The 15,665-nt window shown below is 71.1% G+C and carries 11 protein-coding genes and 1 tRNA gene; 3 read left to right on the top strand and 9 right to left on the bottom strand.

What is annotated here, in order from left to right; genetic code table 11:
* Window positions 1-2: 2 nt before the first annotated feature.
* From OG219_RS41570 to OG219_RS41535, 8 genes are all read right to left on the bottom strand, one after another.
* On the bottom strand, window positions 3-1,961 hold the full coding sequence (locus tag OG219_RS41570; protein WP_266836414.1) for an alginate lyase family protein: 1,959 nt from the start codon (window positions 1,959-1,961) through the stop codon (window positions 3-5).
* Entirely contained in the window at window positions 1,961-4,147 is a 2,187-nt protein-coding gene (locus OG219_RS41565; RefSeq protein WP_266835671.1) for a bi-domain-containing oxidoreductase, read from the bottom strand. Before OG219_RS41565 ends, OG219_RS41570 begins: the two co-directional genes overlap by 1 nt.
* A gap of 25 nt (window positions 4,148-4,172) precedes the next feature.
* A complete protein-coding gene (gene asnB, locus OG219_RS41560; RefSeq protein WP_266835670.1) occupies window positions 4,173-6,101 on the bottom strand; it encodes an asparagine synthase (glutamine-hydrolyzing) in 1,929 nt (642 codons plus the stop codon).
* Window positions 6,102-6,104: 3 nt separating this feature from the next.
* Complete coding sequence (locus OG219_RS41555) at window positions 6,105-7,625, bottom strand: Wzz/FepE/Etk N-terminal domain-containing protein (RefSeq protein WP_266835669.1); 1,521 nt, start codon at window positions 7,623-7,625, stop codon at window positions 6,105-6,107.
* Window positions 7,622-8,992, bottom strand: a complete 1,371-nt coding sequence (locus tag OG219_RS41550) for a Wzz/FepE/Etk N-terminal domain-containing protein (RefSeq protein WP_266835668.1) — start codon at window positions 8,990-8,992, stop codon at window positions 7,622-7,624. The genes OG219_RS41555 and OG219_RS41550 overlap by 4 nt, the downstream gene beginning before the upstream one ends.
* A complete protein-coding gene (locus OG219_RS41545) occupies window positions 8,989-10,269 on the bottom strand; it encodes a glycosyltransferase family 4 protein (protein ID WP_266835666.1) in 1,281 nt (426 codons plus the stop codon). The genes OG219_RS41550 and OG219_RS41545 overlap by 4 nt, the downstream gene beginning before the upstream one ends.
* Window positions 10,259-11,575 carry a nucleotide sugar dehydrogenase gene (locus OG219_RS41540; RefSeq protein ID WP_266835664.1) on the bottom strand — a complete coding sequence of 439 codons (1,317 nt, stop codon included), beginning with the start codon at window positions 11,573-11,575 and terminating at the stop codon, window positions 10,259-10,261. Before OG219_RS41540 ends, OG219_RS41545 begins: the two co-directional genes overlap by 11 nt.
* 73 nt (window positions 11,576-11,648) lie before the next feature.
* Window positions 11,649-13,127: a sugar transferase gene (locus OG219_RS41535; RefSeq protein WP_266835662.1), complete on the bottom strand. Its 1,479-nt coding sequence runs from the start codon at window positions 13,125-13,127 to the stop codon at window positions 11,649-11,651.
* Between the two features lie 636 nt (window positions 13,128-13,763).
* On the opposite strand from OG219_RS41535, the gene OG219_RS41530 reads away from it, so the two are divergent.
* Window positions 13,764-13,943 (top strand): hypothetical protein, encoded by a 180-nt coding sequence (locus tag OG219_RS41530; RefSeq protein ID WP_266835660.1) that lies wholly within the window; start codon window positions 13,764-13,766, stop codon window positions 13,941-13,943.
* A gap of 108 nt (window positions 13,944-14,051) precedes the next feature.
* On the opposite strand, the gene OG219_RS41525 is transcribed toward OG219_RS41530, so the two are convergent.
* Window positions 14,052-14,128: transfer RNA gene (locus OG219_RS41525), tRNA-Pro, on the bottom strand.
* Window positions 14,129-14,229: 101 nt separating this feature from the next.
* Here OG219_RS41525 and OG219_RS41520 point away from each other — a divergent pair.
* Together OG219_RS41520 and cobF are read left to right on the top strand one after the other, a co-directional pair.
* A complete protein-coding gene (locus tag OG219_RS41520; protein WP_266835658.1) occupies window positions 14,230-14,754 on the top strand; it encodes a DUF309 domain-containing protein in 525 nt (174 codons plus the stop codon).
* A 130-nt stretch (window positions 14,755-14,884) separates the two neighbouring features.
* Window positions 14,885-15,655, top strand: a complete 771-nt coding sequence (gene cobF, locus OG219_RS41515; RefSeq protein ID WP_266835656.1) for a precorrin-6A synthase (deacetylating) — start codon at window positions 14,885-14,887, stop codon at window positions 15,653-15,655.
* The last annotated feature ends 10 nt before the right edge of the window (window positions 15,656-15,665 follow it).

Here is a 15,665-nt window from a genome sequence, read left to right as displayed (position 1 = left end):
CCCTAGCCGCGGAACCTGAGTACGGTGATGAACCCCTCCGCGCCGTCGGCGAATCCGGTGCCGACCAGCGTTGTGGTGGGTTCCTTGCGCCCGAAGCCCGCGGAGTACCAGCCCAGCGGCGGTTCACTCTCGCCCCGATGGGCCCGCCAGCTCAGCCGGCCGGGCAGGTCGAGCACCGCGGAGCGCCCCTCGCCGTCCCGGGTCCAGGTGAGCCGGGCCCGGTTGTCCACCAGGTCCGCGGCGATCGCCGGGCCGAGGTGGAACGCCAGCTGCACGGCCCGGCGCGGGCCGCGCACCTCGTCGACCACCCTCAACTCCTGGGCTGCGGGCGTCAGTTCCACCCGGCGGCGGTGCACGGAGCTCTGGTAGCCGTCGTGCTCGGCGCACCAGCGGGCCACACTTTCGTCCGATGTGTCCGCGGCCAGGACGCGGCTGCGGGCATGCCGGGTCCACAGGAACGGGCCGCCGGAGACGGACTGGTCACTGCCGTCCAGCTGCAGGGTGTTGTGGCCGAGCGTCGACCGGAAGTACTGCCGCCACTCGGGTTGCCCGTGGTAGCAGAACGTCCCCGGGTCGGCGAGCACGTCGACCCCGTCGTGCCGGACCTCCACGGACAGCGCGTCCGCGTGGGCATGAGCGGCGATGGACAGGAAGCCGTGCGGACCACCGTCGCAGCGGCACCAGATCTCCTCCGGACCGCGCAGGATGGTCATGCCCGCGTCGGCGAAGTGGGCCGGTCGGCTTGCCGGGCGGGTCGCGGCCGGTGCGGTTCCGTTCTTCGAGTACGGCCGGATGAGCGCGGCAAGGAGCGGGGTGCGCACATCGGTGCCGGTCACCGCCGGCCACCAGGCGAGCCGGCCGAACACGGCGTCCCCGGTGGCAAGGAGCGAGGCCCAGCGGTCGGTGCCCGCGCCGTCCACGATCAGACCGTGCCCGTCGTCCGCGTCCCCCTGGCGCGGCGGCCGCAGCCGGTTGTCCACGACGGCCGCGAGCGCGTCGGTCATCCGCAGCAGCACCAGCCGGATCGACGCGGGGACCGGTACGTCGGCGGCATCCGCCTCGGCCACGGCGGCCAGGCCGAGTTCCAGCACGAGTCCGTGGTACTCGGTGGCCAGCTCGCGGTTGAGGCCGGAGTCGAAGGTGTTGCCGCGCAGGTGCCGCTCCAGCGACCGCAGCGCGCCGGACCTCCATCGCGCGGAGGAGGGGAACCACCCGAACGCGCAGGCCGCTGCGAACTGCCCGGCGGTCTCGGCGATGACGTGGTTGTTCGCCGAAGACCCCCGGCTGGGGAAGGCGGCCAGCCAGCGCTGGTGGTGCCAGATCTGGTTCAGCGCCACCGGGTTGCCCTCGAAGAGCCCGGCCGCGCCCGGCCAGCCGTCGAGCAGCCGGCGGATCCACACCCAGGACAGCAGCCGGATGCCCAGCTCGATGCCGCTGATCCAGTGCACGCCGCGCAGCGGTGGGTTGGCCGCCCACCACGACCGCAGGTGCTCGGCCACGCGCTCGGCGTACCGCTCGTTCCCGGTGATCGCGTAGGCGGCGGCGAGCACGGTGAGGTACTGGTGCCGGGACGGCTCCCAGATCTGCTTGATGTCCCCGACCGCGTCCTCGTTCCGGTACGGCACGTCGAAGGCGTAGCCCCCCGGGGCGCGGCGCCCGGTCTTCGGGTCGCACCACCAGTCCGGATCGGTCAGGTCGTCGCGGACCACCCCGAAGAACTCGGCGTGCCCGTCCATCAGCCGGTCCGCCTCGGCGATGAGACGTTTCGCGGCGTCCGGAGGTATCGCGGCGATCGTCCCGGCGGGCAGTACCGCGGTGAACCGGGCGCCGGTCACGCTCGGGCAGTCCGGCTGCGCCGACCGCCAACGCCGCCTGCGCACGGCGTCGCTCACCCGGCCGCCGACCTCCTGCGGCCCCATCCGGGACAGCCGCCGCAGGTACCAGCCCGCGCTCATGGTCATCATGGCCTCGCCAACGTCACCGGCGCGCCGCCGGCCAGGCCGGCCTGCACGGCGAGGGTGGCAGCGGTGGTGGCGACCAGCGACTCCAGCGGCACCGGCATCGGCCCGCCGGTCCGCACGGCCTTGATGAACGCGGCCAGTTCGGCGTTCTGGCCCTTGTCCCGGGCCTTGGGGAGGCGCGAACTGACCCACTTCTTACGGCCGTAGACCGAGGCACGAACGAAGTCGTCGAGCCGCAGCACCTTGCCGTCCGCGACGAGGTCCAGCGTCTCCTTCGGGAAGCCGGGCGCGCCGGTGGTGACGTAGCTGATGGCGGCGGTGGACCCGTCCGGGTACCGCAGGACGACCTGGAGGTCCTCGTTGCCGGGCGCGGCTGTCGCGTACACCGAGACCGGGTCGGCGTCGAGCAGCCAGCTCGCCGTGTCGATGAAGTGTCCGCCCTCACCGGCGAACCGCGAGCCCTCGGAACCCTGTTGGAGGTACCAGCTGCCGTGCTGCAGCTTGCCCGCGTTGACCAGGTAGCGGAGGCTAGCCGGACCGGTCCGGGCGCCGAACCGCTTCCTGGCCTCCTGCAGCAGCGGCGCGAACCGGCGGTTGAAGCCCACCTGCAGCCGGTCGTTGCCGGACTCCTCCACCGCCGCGAGTACGCCGGCCAGCTCGTCCTCGGTGAGGGCCAGGGGCTTTTCCACGAACACCGTCTTGCCCGCGAGCAGTGCCCTTCGGGTCAGTTCGGCGTGCGAGCTGTGCCGGGTGACCACGAACACCGCGTCGATGGACTTGTCGCCGAGCACGGAGTCGAGATCGGTGGTCGCGTCGGCGAAGCCGAACTTCCGCTGCGCGTTGGCCGCGGACAGTGCCGTCGTGGTGACGACTGTCGACAGCTCGACGCCGTCGCGCTGTGCCAGGTGCGGCAGCAGCATCGACGTCGCGTAGTTTCCCGCGCCTACGAAGGCCAGCCGCACCGGCGCCTGGGCGGACCGGGCCGGGGCGGGCGCTCCGCCGTTGCGTCGCACCGCGGGCACGGCCAGCGCCGGGGCCTCCGATTCCCCCTTCTCCTCCGCCTGTTCGGGGTACCGGAACAGCACAGCCACGGCCTTCAGGTCGCCGTCCTTCAGGCTCTGGTACGTCTCGACGGCGTCGTCGAAGTCGGCGATGTGGGAGACCAACGGCTCCACGTCGACGCGGCCGCGGGCGAGGAGATCGAGGAAGCACGCCAGGTTGCGGCGCTCGGTCCAGCGCACGTAGCCGATCGGGTAGTCCCGCCCCTCCAGCTCGTACGCCGGGTCGTAGCGCCCGGGGCCGTAACTGCGGGAGAACCGGACGTCGAGCTCCTTCTCGTAGTACGCGTTCCACGGGAGGTCCAGGCGGCACTTGCCGATGTCGACGACCCGGCCGCGGTCCCTGCAGAGCCGGGCGGCCAGCTCGACGGGCTGGTTGCTGCCGCCGCCTGCGGCCAGGTACACCTGGTCCACGCCGTGGCCGCCGGTGAGTTCGGCGACGGCGGCCTCGACGGCAGCGGACGCGGGATCCCCGCAGGCCGCGGCGCCCAGGCGCTCGGCGAGCTCGCAGCGCACCGGGTCGGGGTCGGCCCCGACGACACGGACCCCCGCGGCGACCAGAAGCTGCACGACCAGCTGCCCGATCAGGCCGAGGCCGATGACAAGGGCCACCTCACCGAGCTGCGGCTCGCCCTGGCGGACGCCCTGCATCGCGATCGACCCGACGGTGCCGAAGGCCGCGTGCCGCGCCGCGAGGCCGTCCGGCACCGGGGCGTAGAGGTTCTTCGGCACCCAGTTCAACTCGGCGTGCAGCGCGTGCTCATTGCCGGCGCAGGCCACGAGGTCGCCGACCTTCACATCGTCGATCCCGGCGCCGACCTGCTCGACCACCCCGCACAGCGAGTAGCCCAGCGGCGTGTAGGAGTCCAGCTTGCCCATCACCTTGCGGTAGGTGGCGGGCACCCCGTTGGTGGCCACGCTCTGCATGACCTTGGCCACCTGGTCCGGCCGTGAGCGGGCCTTGCCCACCATCGACATGCCGGCCTCGGACACCTTCATGAGCTCGGTACCGGTGGATATCAGCGAGTAGGCGCTGCGGACCAGAACACCGCCCGGCTTGCACCCCGGCACCGGTACGTCGAGCAGCGCCAGCTCGCCACTCTTGTAGTTCTGCACAACCTGTTTCACTCGAGCTCCTCTTGATTCCACGCCGTCAAGCCGCCCGGCTCTGGCCGGAGCCAGAGGTCGCGCCGCGATACCAGTACTCGAGGGTCAGCACATGCCACAGATGCTTGGAGAAGTCCCGCTGCCCGGCGGCGTCCTCGGCGACCATCCGCGCCAGCGCGTCGCGGCGCAGGATCCCGGAATTGACGAGCACGCCGTCGTTCACCACCTCGCGCACCAGCGGTGCCAGATCCCGGCTCATCCAGGCACGCAGCGGGGCGCTGAACAGGCCCTTGGGCCGGTACACGATCTCCCGGGGCAGGATCGAGGTGGCCGCCTCCTTGAGGACGGCCTTGCCCTGCCGTCCGACGATCTTGCGATCACCGGGCACGGCGAACGCCGCCTTGACCACCTCGACGTCCACGTACGGCACCCGCACCTCGGTCGAGGCGGCCATGCTCGACCGGTCCGTGTAGGCGAGGTTCAGGCCCGGCAGGAACATCCGGGCGTCGCCCAGGCACATGCGGTTGACGAAGTCGTCGAGGTCGTTGTCCTCGTAGATGTCCGCGTGCTCGGTCAGCACGTCGTCGACCGTCCCGGCCAGGTCCGGACTGACCAGGGCGAGCAGCTCGTCCTGGTCGTACATGGTGTAGCTGCGCCGGAAGGCGGTCTCCTCCGGCAGGTCGGCGAAGGAGAGGAACCGCTTCGCGAAGCGCACCGACCGGTAGCCGCGGCGGGCCGTGGCGACCGGCAGCCGGTCGACGGCCGCGGACAGTCCGCGCCGCAGGGGCCGCGGAACGCGCTGGTAGCGCAGCGCGAGCAGGTTGGCCAGGTGCTTGCGGTAACCGGCGAACAGCTCGTCGGCGCCCATCCCCGAGAGCATCACCTTGACGCCGGCCTCCCGGGCGGCCTCGCAGATCAGAAAGGTGTTGATCGCGGCGGGGTCGCCGATCGGCTCGTCCAGGTGGTGCGTCATCTGCGGCAGCAGGTCGAGCACGTTCGGGGCTATCTCGATCTCGTGCAGGTCGACGCCGAACCGCTCGGCCACCTGCCGGGCATAGCGCAGGTCGTCCGGCATCGCCTCGAACTTGGCGTCCTCGGCGCGGAACCCGATCGTGTAGGCGGAGATCCCGGGTCGGTCGCGGGCCGCCAGCGCGGTCAGCCAGCTGGAGTCGAGGCCGCCGGAGAGGAAGGTCGCCACGGGTACGTCGGAGAGCAGGTGGCGCCGGGTCGACTCCTCGACGATGGCGGCCAGGTCCGGCTGCTCGCCGCTGCGGGCCCGCTCCTGGCCCTCGGCGGCGACGTCCTTCAGGTTCCAGTACCGGCCGCGCTCCACCCGGCCGTCGGGCCGGAACCGGATCCAGCTTCCCGGCGGCAGCTTCTCCGCTTCGCGGTAGGCACAGCGTGAGTCCGGCACCCAGTAGTACAGCAGCGAGGCCACCAGCGCCGCATGGTCCACCTCAAGGGACCCGCCGGTCGCGGCGGCGAGCGCCTTGAGCTCGGAGGCGAACACCAGGCCCTCGCCGCGCCGGAGCAGGAACAGCGGCTTGATGCCCAACTGGTCGCGGGCGAGCACCAGTTCACCGGTTCGCTCGTCGAAGATCCCGAACGCGAACATGCCGCGCAGCCGGGGCAGGCAGTCCGTGCCCCAGTGCCGCCAGGCCTCCAGGAGCACCTCGGTGTCGGACGTACCGCGGAAGCGCACCCCGGCGGCTGCCAGCTCGGCACGCAGCTCGGGCGCGTTGTACAGCTCGCCGTTGTACGTGAGGGCGAGGCCGTCCGAGACCATCGGCTGGGCGCCGGTCTCGGACAGGTCGATGATGGCCAACCGGCGGTGCCCGAGCTGCACTTCGCCGTCACCGACGGGGTGGCCGTACCGGCCCGCCCCGTCCGGACCGCGGTGGGCGAGGGTATCGGTGAGCCGGTCGGTCACGACCTTCCCGTCCGGCCATCGGTAAGTGCCTGCGATGCCACACATGTCCTACCGCGCTTCCTGGTCGTTGTCCGGGCCGCGCGCGGCCCACACCGGCAGCCGCTCCGTCTGCGGCCGGCCCGTCCCGTTCTGCTGGGCCGGCCGCTCGCTCCGGCCGCGCAGCGCGGTGTGCAGCCCGTCCCACAGGGTGCCGTCGGTCCGGTCGCGCGGATCGGGGTCGATCAGCACCACACCGATCACCGGAATCCGCTGGTCCGCGAGCTGCCGTGCCACGGTGTGCAGCCATTCGGCGCTGCCGTGCCCGGCACGCACGACCAGCACGGTCTGGCTGCCGAGGTACTGGAGGTCGGTCCACGCGGTGCCGGGCGCGACCGAGCCGACGCCGATCCGGCGCTCCTGATGCGGCACGGCCGCGGCACGCTCGCCGCTGACCACGGTGGGGCCCCCTGACTTCTGGCGGCGCTTGGCGAGCTGCGGGCCGGGCAGACCGTCGATGATCACCACGGGTTCCTCAGCCACGAGTGCCCCGGCGAGGTTCAGGGCGATCACGCTCGTACTGCGTGCGCAGCCCAGTTCCAGCAGCGACACCGGTTCCGCGGAGCCGCGCACGGTGCGGGCCAGGGTCGCGGTGAGCCGTTCGCGTGCCGCCCGGGTCCGTCGGCGCCGCCACAGCTTCCCCGACCGGCGGGGCAGCTCCGCGATGACCGAGGCGCCCAGATTCGCCGCGATGTCCCGGCGCAACACGGGGCGGTCCGCCACGACCACTCCGACCGCGGCCAGCGCGAGCCCGAGGAAGAGCCCGAGGAAGAGCCCGATCGCGGCGTCGGTGGCAAGGGCCTTGGGCAGGGAGTGCCGCACCGCGCGCGGGGCGTCCACGATCTGCGTACCGGCGATGACCTTGGGCGTGCCGGTGCGCGCCTCGGCGGCACGCTGGTCGAATTCGGCGATGCGCGAGTTGAGTTCGGCCCGGCGGGCGAAGAGCGACTCGATGCTCGCCGACGCCGTCGGGTCGCTCTCCGGCGATCGGCCTCCGATCTCCTCGTTGACCTGGGCAAGCTCGTCCCGCATGCGGTCACGCTGGTCGATGAGGGCCTTGGACTCGGCCTCCGCGATTTCCCGCATCCGCCTCACATGGTCCGCGATGAACGCATCGGCCAGCGCCTTGGCCCGGGCCACCGCTTCCGCGTTGCTGTCCCCTGTCACATCGATCTGCAGCAGGTTGTTGGTCAAGCCGGTGCCCCGGTAGTCCCGCATGAAGTCTTCCGGCTTCTCCGGGGACTTGAGGGCCTGCAGGGCCTTGTCGGCGATCCGCGTGGTCCCCAGCACCGCGACGTCGGTGCGCATCAGCGTCCCGGTGTCGTTCGGCTGGTCCTCCGCGTGCGCGACCAGCACCTTGGTCACCGCGCTCGGTGGGGGCGGCAGCAGGACCGCCACCGCCGCGCCGACCAGCAGTCCCAACAGCGCCATGGAGTACCAGAGTCGGCGGCGCCTGCGCACCGCCACCACCAGTGCCTGCAGGTCGAAAAGCGGTGTGGCGGCCGGCGACTCCGAAGTCGTGCTCGTCGTCACGCTGAACCTCCCGTCGCTTGGCCGCGAGCCGCGAGCGCGGCAGTGGCGTTGTCCGGAAGTCGGCCGGCAGACCGCGTCGTCGGACTGGCCAGGACCGTGCCCGCGACGACGATGCCGACGACCTCGTGCCCGCCGTCCGCACACGCCTCGGCGATGCCGGCGAGCTCCTCCGCGGTCCAACTGCCCGCGCTGAGGACGACCAGGGCACCGGCCTCCGTGTCGCGGTCCGGCACCATCGGCCGGTCCACCGAAACCTCCACCACCCGCAGCAGCGGATCGCCCTCGGCCTCGGCGACGAGTTGCCCGGCGGCCCGGCGGGCGATCTCGTCGCCGTCCGGTACGACGACCAGGAGCCGCCGGGCGCCCGGCAGTCGGTCCCTCAGGCGAGCGCACACCCGCCGGTAGCGGAGCCGTCTGCCGGCCTCGTCGCCGGACTTCTGCGGGGCCGGTACGTCCCACCGCGTGTCGACGCCGAGGAGTCGGCGGATCCGGGCTCGTGGGCCCCTGCCTTCCGGCCGGTGCGCACTCCGTTCATCGGGCACGTCGACGGTGCCGAGGAGCGCCGAGCCCAGCGCGCCGGCGATCTCCCGTTCGGTGCGCAGTCGGCGATTCACCCGTGCGGCGACGAGATGGCCGATCACCGCGAACAGGAAGAACAACAGCGCCCCGGCGACGACGAGCTGCACCCTCGTCGGCGGCGCCTCGCCGGTCGGCCGGACCGCCGACCCCATGACGACCATGCCGGCCTTGTTGGTCGCCAGGTCGGCGTCGTCCAGCTTCGTCATGGCCTCTTCCAGCGAGGTGCGCAACTTCTCGAGTTCGGTGCGGGCCTGCACGCTCTCCACGGTCTGCCCCGGATCGGCCGCATTGGCCAGGTCGGTGATGCGGCGGTTGGTCTCCGCCACCTGCTGCCGCAGCGCCTCTGTCCCGGTGGCCGCGTCGGGGTCGGTGCTGCCGCCTGCGATCTCCGCGGCGAACTTGACGAATTGCTGGGCAATCCGGTCGGAGAGCTGCTGTGCGCGCTCCGGGGTGCCGGCCGTACCTGAGATCTTGATGATGTTCCCGTCGGCGGCCTTTGCGCTCACTTGATCCCGCAGCTCGGTGCCGCTGACTCCGCTCCAGTCGAGAGCGGCGGCCGCGCGGTCGACCACTGTCGAACTGGTCACGATGTCCACCTGGGTCAGCAGTTCGCGCTCTTCCCACTGCCCTGGCAGCAGTACCGATGCCGACGTCGTGTATCGCGGCGGGAACACCACCGAGGCGCCGTAGCCGACGAGCGCGCCCACCACGGCGAGGACGGCGAGCAGCCGCCACCGTCGACGGAGAATCCGCCCGATCGTGACCAGGCGGATCGTGTCATCGCTCAATGGTGCTGCCTCTTCCCTGTGCGTACCGGGTCGCCCGCCGACACCGGAGTGTGGTCACGGCACGCAGCGGCGTAGGCGGCGAGCAGCGACGCTTGCGAGTTCCGCCAGGAAAGCTCTCCGCTGATCCGCTCCTGGCCGATCTCGCCCATCCGGGCCCGCTTCTCCGGATCGTCCAGGAGCAGCGCGATGAGCTTGGCGAATTCGGCCTCGTCGTTGGCGGGCGCGTAGAGGGCGGCGTCACCGGCGGAGACACGCGCCTCCCGGAGGTCGAACGAGACGATGGGCCGGCCCATCGCCATGTACTCCAGGACCTTGTTCATGGTCGACACGTCGTTGAGCGGATTGCGCGGGTCGGGAGAAAGGCACACGTCCGCGGTGGACAGGTAGCGCACCAGATCGGCGTCCGGAATGCGCCCGGTGAACTGCACCTGCTCGGAGAGACCGAGCCGCCGGGACAGCTCCACCATCTCGTCGTAGGCGTCGCCGGAGCCGACGAACACCGCATGCCAGTCGGTCCGCCCGAACTCGTCGCGCAGCTTCGCGAGGGCGCGCAAGGCGTAGTCGACGCCGTCCTGCGGGCCCATGACGCCTAGGTAGCACAGCAGATGAGGCTTGCCGCGCTTCAACTCCGGCTCGGGCGGCACCGGTTGGAACCGGTCGGTCTGGGGCGCGCTGCGCACCACGAAGACGTCCTCAGGGCGTTGACCGCCACGGCCTGTCGCGACGTCCCGGTAGCTCTCGTTCGTGGCGAGCACGACGTCCGCGGCCCGGTAGGTCCGCCGTTCCAGCGCGCACACGGCGCGGTAGAGCAGGTCCTCGCCGCGGTCGAACCGGGAGAGGTACAACTCGGGTACCAGGTCGTGCTGGTCGAAGACGAACCGCGCGCCGCGCCGCTTCAGCCACAGCGCCGGCAGGAACAGCAGGTCGGGCGGGTTGCAGGCGTGGACCACGTCGACCGGGCCGACCTTGCGGGCCAGCCGGGCCGTGTGCCACAACGCCGATCCGTACTCCCGCAGGTAGCCGGCCGGTCCTCCGGTGGCCGCGCGCAACGGGTAGCGGTGGATCCGCACCCCGTCGATCACCGCCTCCGGCTCCGTGTCCCGCTTCTCCCCCCGGGGGCAGATGACGTGCACCTCCCAGCCCGCGTCGCGCAGCGTCGTGCACTCCTGCCACACCCGCCGGTCGAACGGCACCGACAGGTTCTCCACCAGGATCAGCGCGCGCCGGCCCGGCCGGTCGCCGCCGGCTGTGTCATCGATCGATCTGTCACCAAGCAAGGCCCACGTACCCCGGTTCGGCCCGCCGCGCCTCGGCGTCGGGAAGGTGGATGAGGTCGACGATCACCGGGCCGTCGCCATGGGGCAGCGCCGAAAGCACGGCCGGATCCCTGGTCCCGACGAGGCACACCTCGGCGTGCTCGAGCACCTCGTCGACGGACTCCGCGAGCAGCTGCCCGAGGTGCGGCAGCCGGGTCTCGATGTACTCGCGGTTCGCGCCGAGCAGCCGGGAAAGGCTCACGTTGGCGTCGTAGATCTTCAGGTCGTAGCCCTTGCCGAAGAGTCTCTCCGCCAGTTCGACGAGTGGGCTCTCACGCAGGTCGTCGGTGCCGGGTTTGAAGGACAACCCGAACAGGCCCACCCGGCGCTTGCCGGTGCGCTCGACCAGCTCCACCGCGCGTTGCAGATGTGCGGAGTTGGAGGGCAGCACGTGGGCGAGGATGGGCACCGAGATGTCGGCCCGCTGCGCCGCGTGGACCAGGCTGCGCAGGTCCTTGGGCAGGCAGGAGCCACCGAAGGCGAAGCCGGGCCGCAGGTAGGCGGGGCTGACGTTCAGCTTGCGGTCGGCCAGGAACACGTCCATCACCTGGTGCGAGTCCACCCCGAGCGCCTGGCACACCGCGCCCAGCTCGTTCGCGAAGCCGATCTTGAGGCCGTGGAACGCGTTGTCCGCATACTTGATCGCCTCGGCCGTCGGGATCGGCACCCGGAACACCTCGCCGGGCACGCCGTCGTACAGGGCCAGCACCGCGTCGCCGCTTGCCGGGTCGAATTCGCCGATGACGGTTTTGGGCGGGTCGAAGAAGTCCCGCACGCTCGTGCCCTCGCGCAGGAACTCCGGGTTGACCGCGACCCCCAAGTCCGCCCCGGCCATGCCGCCGACGTACTTCTCCAGGATCGGTACCAGCAGGTTCAGGCAGGTGCCCGGGAGCATGGTGCTGCGGAACACGACGGTATGCCGCCCGCCCCGCTCGGCCAGCGCGGCGCCGATCTGCTCGGTGACCCGCTCCAGATACGTGGTGCACAGGCTGCCGTTGGGCTCCGAAGGCGTGCCCACGCAGACCAGCGACACCTCGCTGCCCATGATCGCCTCGCGGACGTCGTCGGTAGCGCGTAGCGCTCCGGTCCGCACGACCTCGGCGATGAGTTCGCCGATCCGCTCCTCGACCACCGGGGCCTTGCCGTCGTTGACCAGGTCGACCTTCACCTGGTTCACGTCCACCCCGATGACCTCGTGACCCATGCTGGCCAGGCACGCGGCCGACACACAGCCCACATAGCCGAGCCCGAAAACGCTGACCTTCATGATTCGTCCCTCCCCCCAGGCAGGCCCTTCCGGCCTGCGGTCCGCCCCCGCACCGAACGACAACCCCCGCGCATCAATAGGCCCCCTGCCCGTGGAGCACCGCACGCAGCGTCTTCCACAAGATCACTGCGTCCAGGGCGAGCGACCAGTCCTCCACGTACCGCAGGTCGAGGCGGACCGCCTCCTCCCACGGCAGGTCGCTGCGTCCGCTGATCTGCCACAGGCCGGTGAGCCCGGGCTTGACCAGCAACCGCCGCCTGATGTCCGGGCCGTAGGCGGCGGACTCCTCCGGCAGCGGAGGCCGCGGACCGACGAGCGACATCGATCCGGTGAGTACGTTGAAAAGCTGCGGGAGCTCGTCGATCGAGTACCGGCGGAGCACTGCTCCCACCCGGGTCACCCGCGGATCCCGGCGGAGCTTGAACAGCAGCCCCGCGCCCTCGTTGCGGCCGGCCAGCTCGCCACGTGCCCCGTGAGCCCCGGCGGCCATGGTGCGGAACTTGAGAATGGTGAACTCGCGGCCCTTCTTGCCGACCCTGCGCTGGCGGTAGAACGCCCCGCCCCGGCTGTCCATCAGCACGAGCAGCGCGACCGACACCATCAGCGGCGCGAACAGCAGCAGCAGGATCGCCGCGCCCATCCAGTCGACGACCCCTTTGATCGCCCGGCGGCCCCCGGTGAAGGTCGGCATGCTGACCCGCAGCAACGGAATGCCGAGCACCGCGTCGACGTGCAGCCGCGGGCCGGCCACCTCCATCAGCACGGGGGCCACGATCATCTCGGCGTCGCTGCCTTCGAGGTTCCAGGCCAGCCGTTGCAGCCGGTGCGGTGACCAGTACGGGTCCGAGGTGACGGCGACGACACGGTAGCCGTCGCGGCGGACGTGGCCCGCGACGTCCGCGAGTCGGCCGACGACCGGCACTCCGTCCAGTTGGTCCTCGTCGAGCCCGAGGCCGTCCGTCGTGCACACCGCGTCCACGCGCCAGCCGAGGTGCGGGAACTTGCGGGTTCGGTTGATCAGGTCGCGCACGGTGGCCGGGCTCCCGGCGGCGAGCACCGGTCTCAGGCACTGTCCTGCCTTCCGCTGTCTGTGCAGCCGGAGGCGGAGCAGATACCGGGCGGTCATGGTGACGAGCGCGATCGCAGGGATCGCGACGAAGATCCAGAGCTTGATGTTGCGCGAGGTGAGGGCTATCCCGCCGAGTGCCAGTACGACGGTCGCCGTGAACAGTGCGCGTCCGAGCCTGCGGAATTCGTCGGCTCCCTGGCCGAGCACCGCCGGAGCCCACGACCGGCTCACCGCCAACGCTCCCAGCACCAGGAGCTCGGTGCAGAAGGCGAGAATTCCCCACTTCTCGTGCCAGTTGGCCGCGTCCCGGGCCCCGAAGAAGTTGCCGATCCCCCCCACCACCAAGGCGGTGGCCACGGTATCGCTCATGATCACGGTACGGCGGTACCGATGCTCCCAGTCGTTCGCCGACTGGCTGATCGCCCCATTCCCCAGACGCTCGCGCGCCGACGGAAAAGGGCCGACTATTCCCCCCTGCCGCACAGAAACCCCCCGGTCCCCAGTGGTACGACGTGGTCGACTAACACCGTTCCTCCCCCCGGGAGGCCCCCGCCTCCCGCACGCTTCCTCCCCTCGGAAGGCCCCCCGCCTCCCGCGCCGCACTGTTCCTCCCTCGGGAGGCCCCCGCCCCCCGCGCATGGCTTTCCGGCTACTTCAGCGCTATGTGAACAACCCGCCCCGGCGGCAGCGGACTCGCATGTCCTGCCTGCCTCTCAAGGTGCGCGGATACCCGTCGAAACCTCGGGTGCTCCCCGCACCCAAAGGCCCTTTCGGGCTCCAAGAATTGATCACCCTCACGTCTGGCGCCGTAGACGCGGCTGTTGACTCTTCGTAGCGCCAGACCAATAGATCATCATTTGTCGCCTCGTGTCCCAGCATGTGAAGCACGGTCAATCTAGACCATCAGGGCCCGTCTGAAGAGAGGGGTGTGTGGAATTTGTGCCCCCATTTGAAGATGGGTCCAAGGATCGGTGAACGCCTGCGGGTGCCTTGGCGACGAAGGTGTGCCCTGTGACCTGTGGTAATGGGAGTTCTGTGGGTCGCTGGCACGGGTAACCCGGAGGCGTCCCGGCACTGTCAACTGGGCCGCGCCCAGGGCCTGTCCGGCGACTCTTGTCAGTGAGCACGGGGCGGTGGCTGCGGATGCGGACGATCGACGGCACGTGGGAATGGATCTTCACCGTTCCGCTCGCGCAGGCAGACTCCGAGGGCCACCTCGACCGGGTCGTCGCCGACGACTCCGCGAAGCCCCCAACCGGCTCCGCTCCCCCACACAGCCCGGCTTCTGCGCCACCGTGAACCGGCCCTGCATCCGACCTACGACCACAGTGCGACCACCAGCCCTCCAGGAACCCGAAAAGCCGCCCTCCCGTAAACGAGAGAACGGCCTCCGACCTGCAATAAAGCTGGTCGGGACGACAGGATTTGAACCTGCGACCCCTTGACCCCCAGTCAAGTGCGCTACCAAGCTGCGCCACGTCCCGGTGCGTTTCACCCGCGGTGACCCGCGGGATCGTGCGAACAGAACTTTACCCCACGCAGGGGGCTGCTCCGTGAGGGGCTCGGGGCGCGCGACAATCGACTCATGAGCGGGACATCTGAGGTTCAGCAGGACGACGGGCGGGACCGGGACCCGGACGGGCGGGCGCGGAACGCACGGCCGCGCGACGGGCTGGGGCGGCCGCTGCCGTACGGCGCGGACGGTGTGGAACGGCAGCCGGAGGGCCTCGTACGCAGCCCCGAGGAGACCGTCGCCGAGGCGCAGGCCCTACTGGACGACGGGAAACCGTTCCACGCGCACGAGGTCTTCGAGGACGCCTGGAAGGCGGGCCCGGAAGAGGAGCGCGCGCTGTGGCGGGGGCTGGCCCAGCTCGCCGTGGGACTCACACACGCGGCCAGGGGCAACACGACGGGCGGCGCCCGGCTACTGCGACGCGGTGCCGGGGCGGTGGAGGAGTGGTCCTCGGTTACCGGCCGGGCACACCCCTACGGGATGCGGCTCGGTGAACTGAGCGCCTGGGCAAGGGAGTTGGCTGGAGTCGTGGAGCGGGACGGCACGGCGATCAGCGCGGAGACGTGGGCGCCGCGACTGCGGGGGCGCGGGGCCTGACACGGGCGGCACCTTGGGACCGGTACGGCCGGTCGTGACCAGACCCGTCCCCCACACCATTCACCCCGACCCCGACCCCGACCCCGGATGCGGTGGACCCACTGTCAGTGGCGTGCGGCAGACTCTCGGTGTGCGAAAGATTCATGTCATCGGGATTGGGTCGGGTGACCCCGACCAGCTCACGCTTCAGGCGGTCAAGGCGCTGAGGGACACGGACGTGTTCTTCATCCTGGACAAGGGCGAGGTGAAGGCCGACCTCGTCCAGCTGCGCCGCGACATCCTCGACGCGCACGTACCCGAGGGGGCGTACCGGCTGGTCGAGGCGCGTGACCCGGACCGCGACCGGGCCGCCGGGGGTTCGGCGTACTCGCCGGCGGTCGGGGACTGGCGCAGCGCCCGCGCCGACATCTACGAGCGGCTGATCTCCGATGAGCTGGGCGAGGGGGAGAGCGGCGCGTTCCTGGTGTGGGGCGATCCCTCGCTGTACGACAGCACGCTCGGGATCCTGGAGGAGATCCTGGAGCGGGGCGCGGTGGCGTTCACCTACGACGTCGTGCCCGGGATCAGCAGTGTGTCCGCGCTCGTCGCCCGGCACCGCACGGGGCTGAACCGGGTCGCCCGGCCTGTCCAGATCACCACGGGCCGCCGCCTCTCGGAGGGCTTCCCCGACGGCGTCGACGACGTGGTCGTCATGCTCGACGCCCATCAGACCTTCCGGCAGTACGCCGACGAGGACATCGACATCTACTGGGGCGCCTACATAGGCACCCCCGACGAGATCCTCGCCTCCGGCCCGATAGCCGAGGCGGCCCCCCGCATCGAGCGCCTGCGCGCCGAGGCCCGGGAACGCAAGGGATGGATCATGGACACGTACCTGCTGCGCAGGCATCCGAAGGGGTAGCGCGCCCGTC

The sequence above is a fragment of the Streptomyces sp. NBC_00038 genome (assembly GCF_026343635.1).
Classification (GTDB): domain Bacteria; phylum Actinomycetota; class Actinomycetes; order Streptomycetales; family Streptomycetaceae; genus Streptomyces.
This window is presented reverse-complemented; position numbering and strand designations above follow the sequence as displayed.

Coding starts and splice junctions, on each gene's coding strand:
- asnB (WP_266835670.1), bottom strand. CDS start 6,101: ATGTGTGGCATCGCAGGCACTTACCGATGGCCGGACGGGAAGGTCGTG.
- OG219_RS41520 (WP_266835658.1), top strand. CDS start 14,230: ATGAGCGGGACATCTGAGGTTCAGCAGGACGACGGGCGGGACCGGGAC.
- OG219_RS41540 (WP_266835664.1), bottom strand. CDS start 11,575: ATGAAGGTCAGCGTTTTCGGGCTCGGCTATGTGGGCTGTGTGTCGGCC.
- OG219_RS41570 (WP_266836414.1), bottom strand. CDS start 1,961: ATGACCATGAGCGCGGGCTGGTACCTGCGGCGGCTGTCCCGGATGGGG.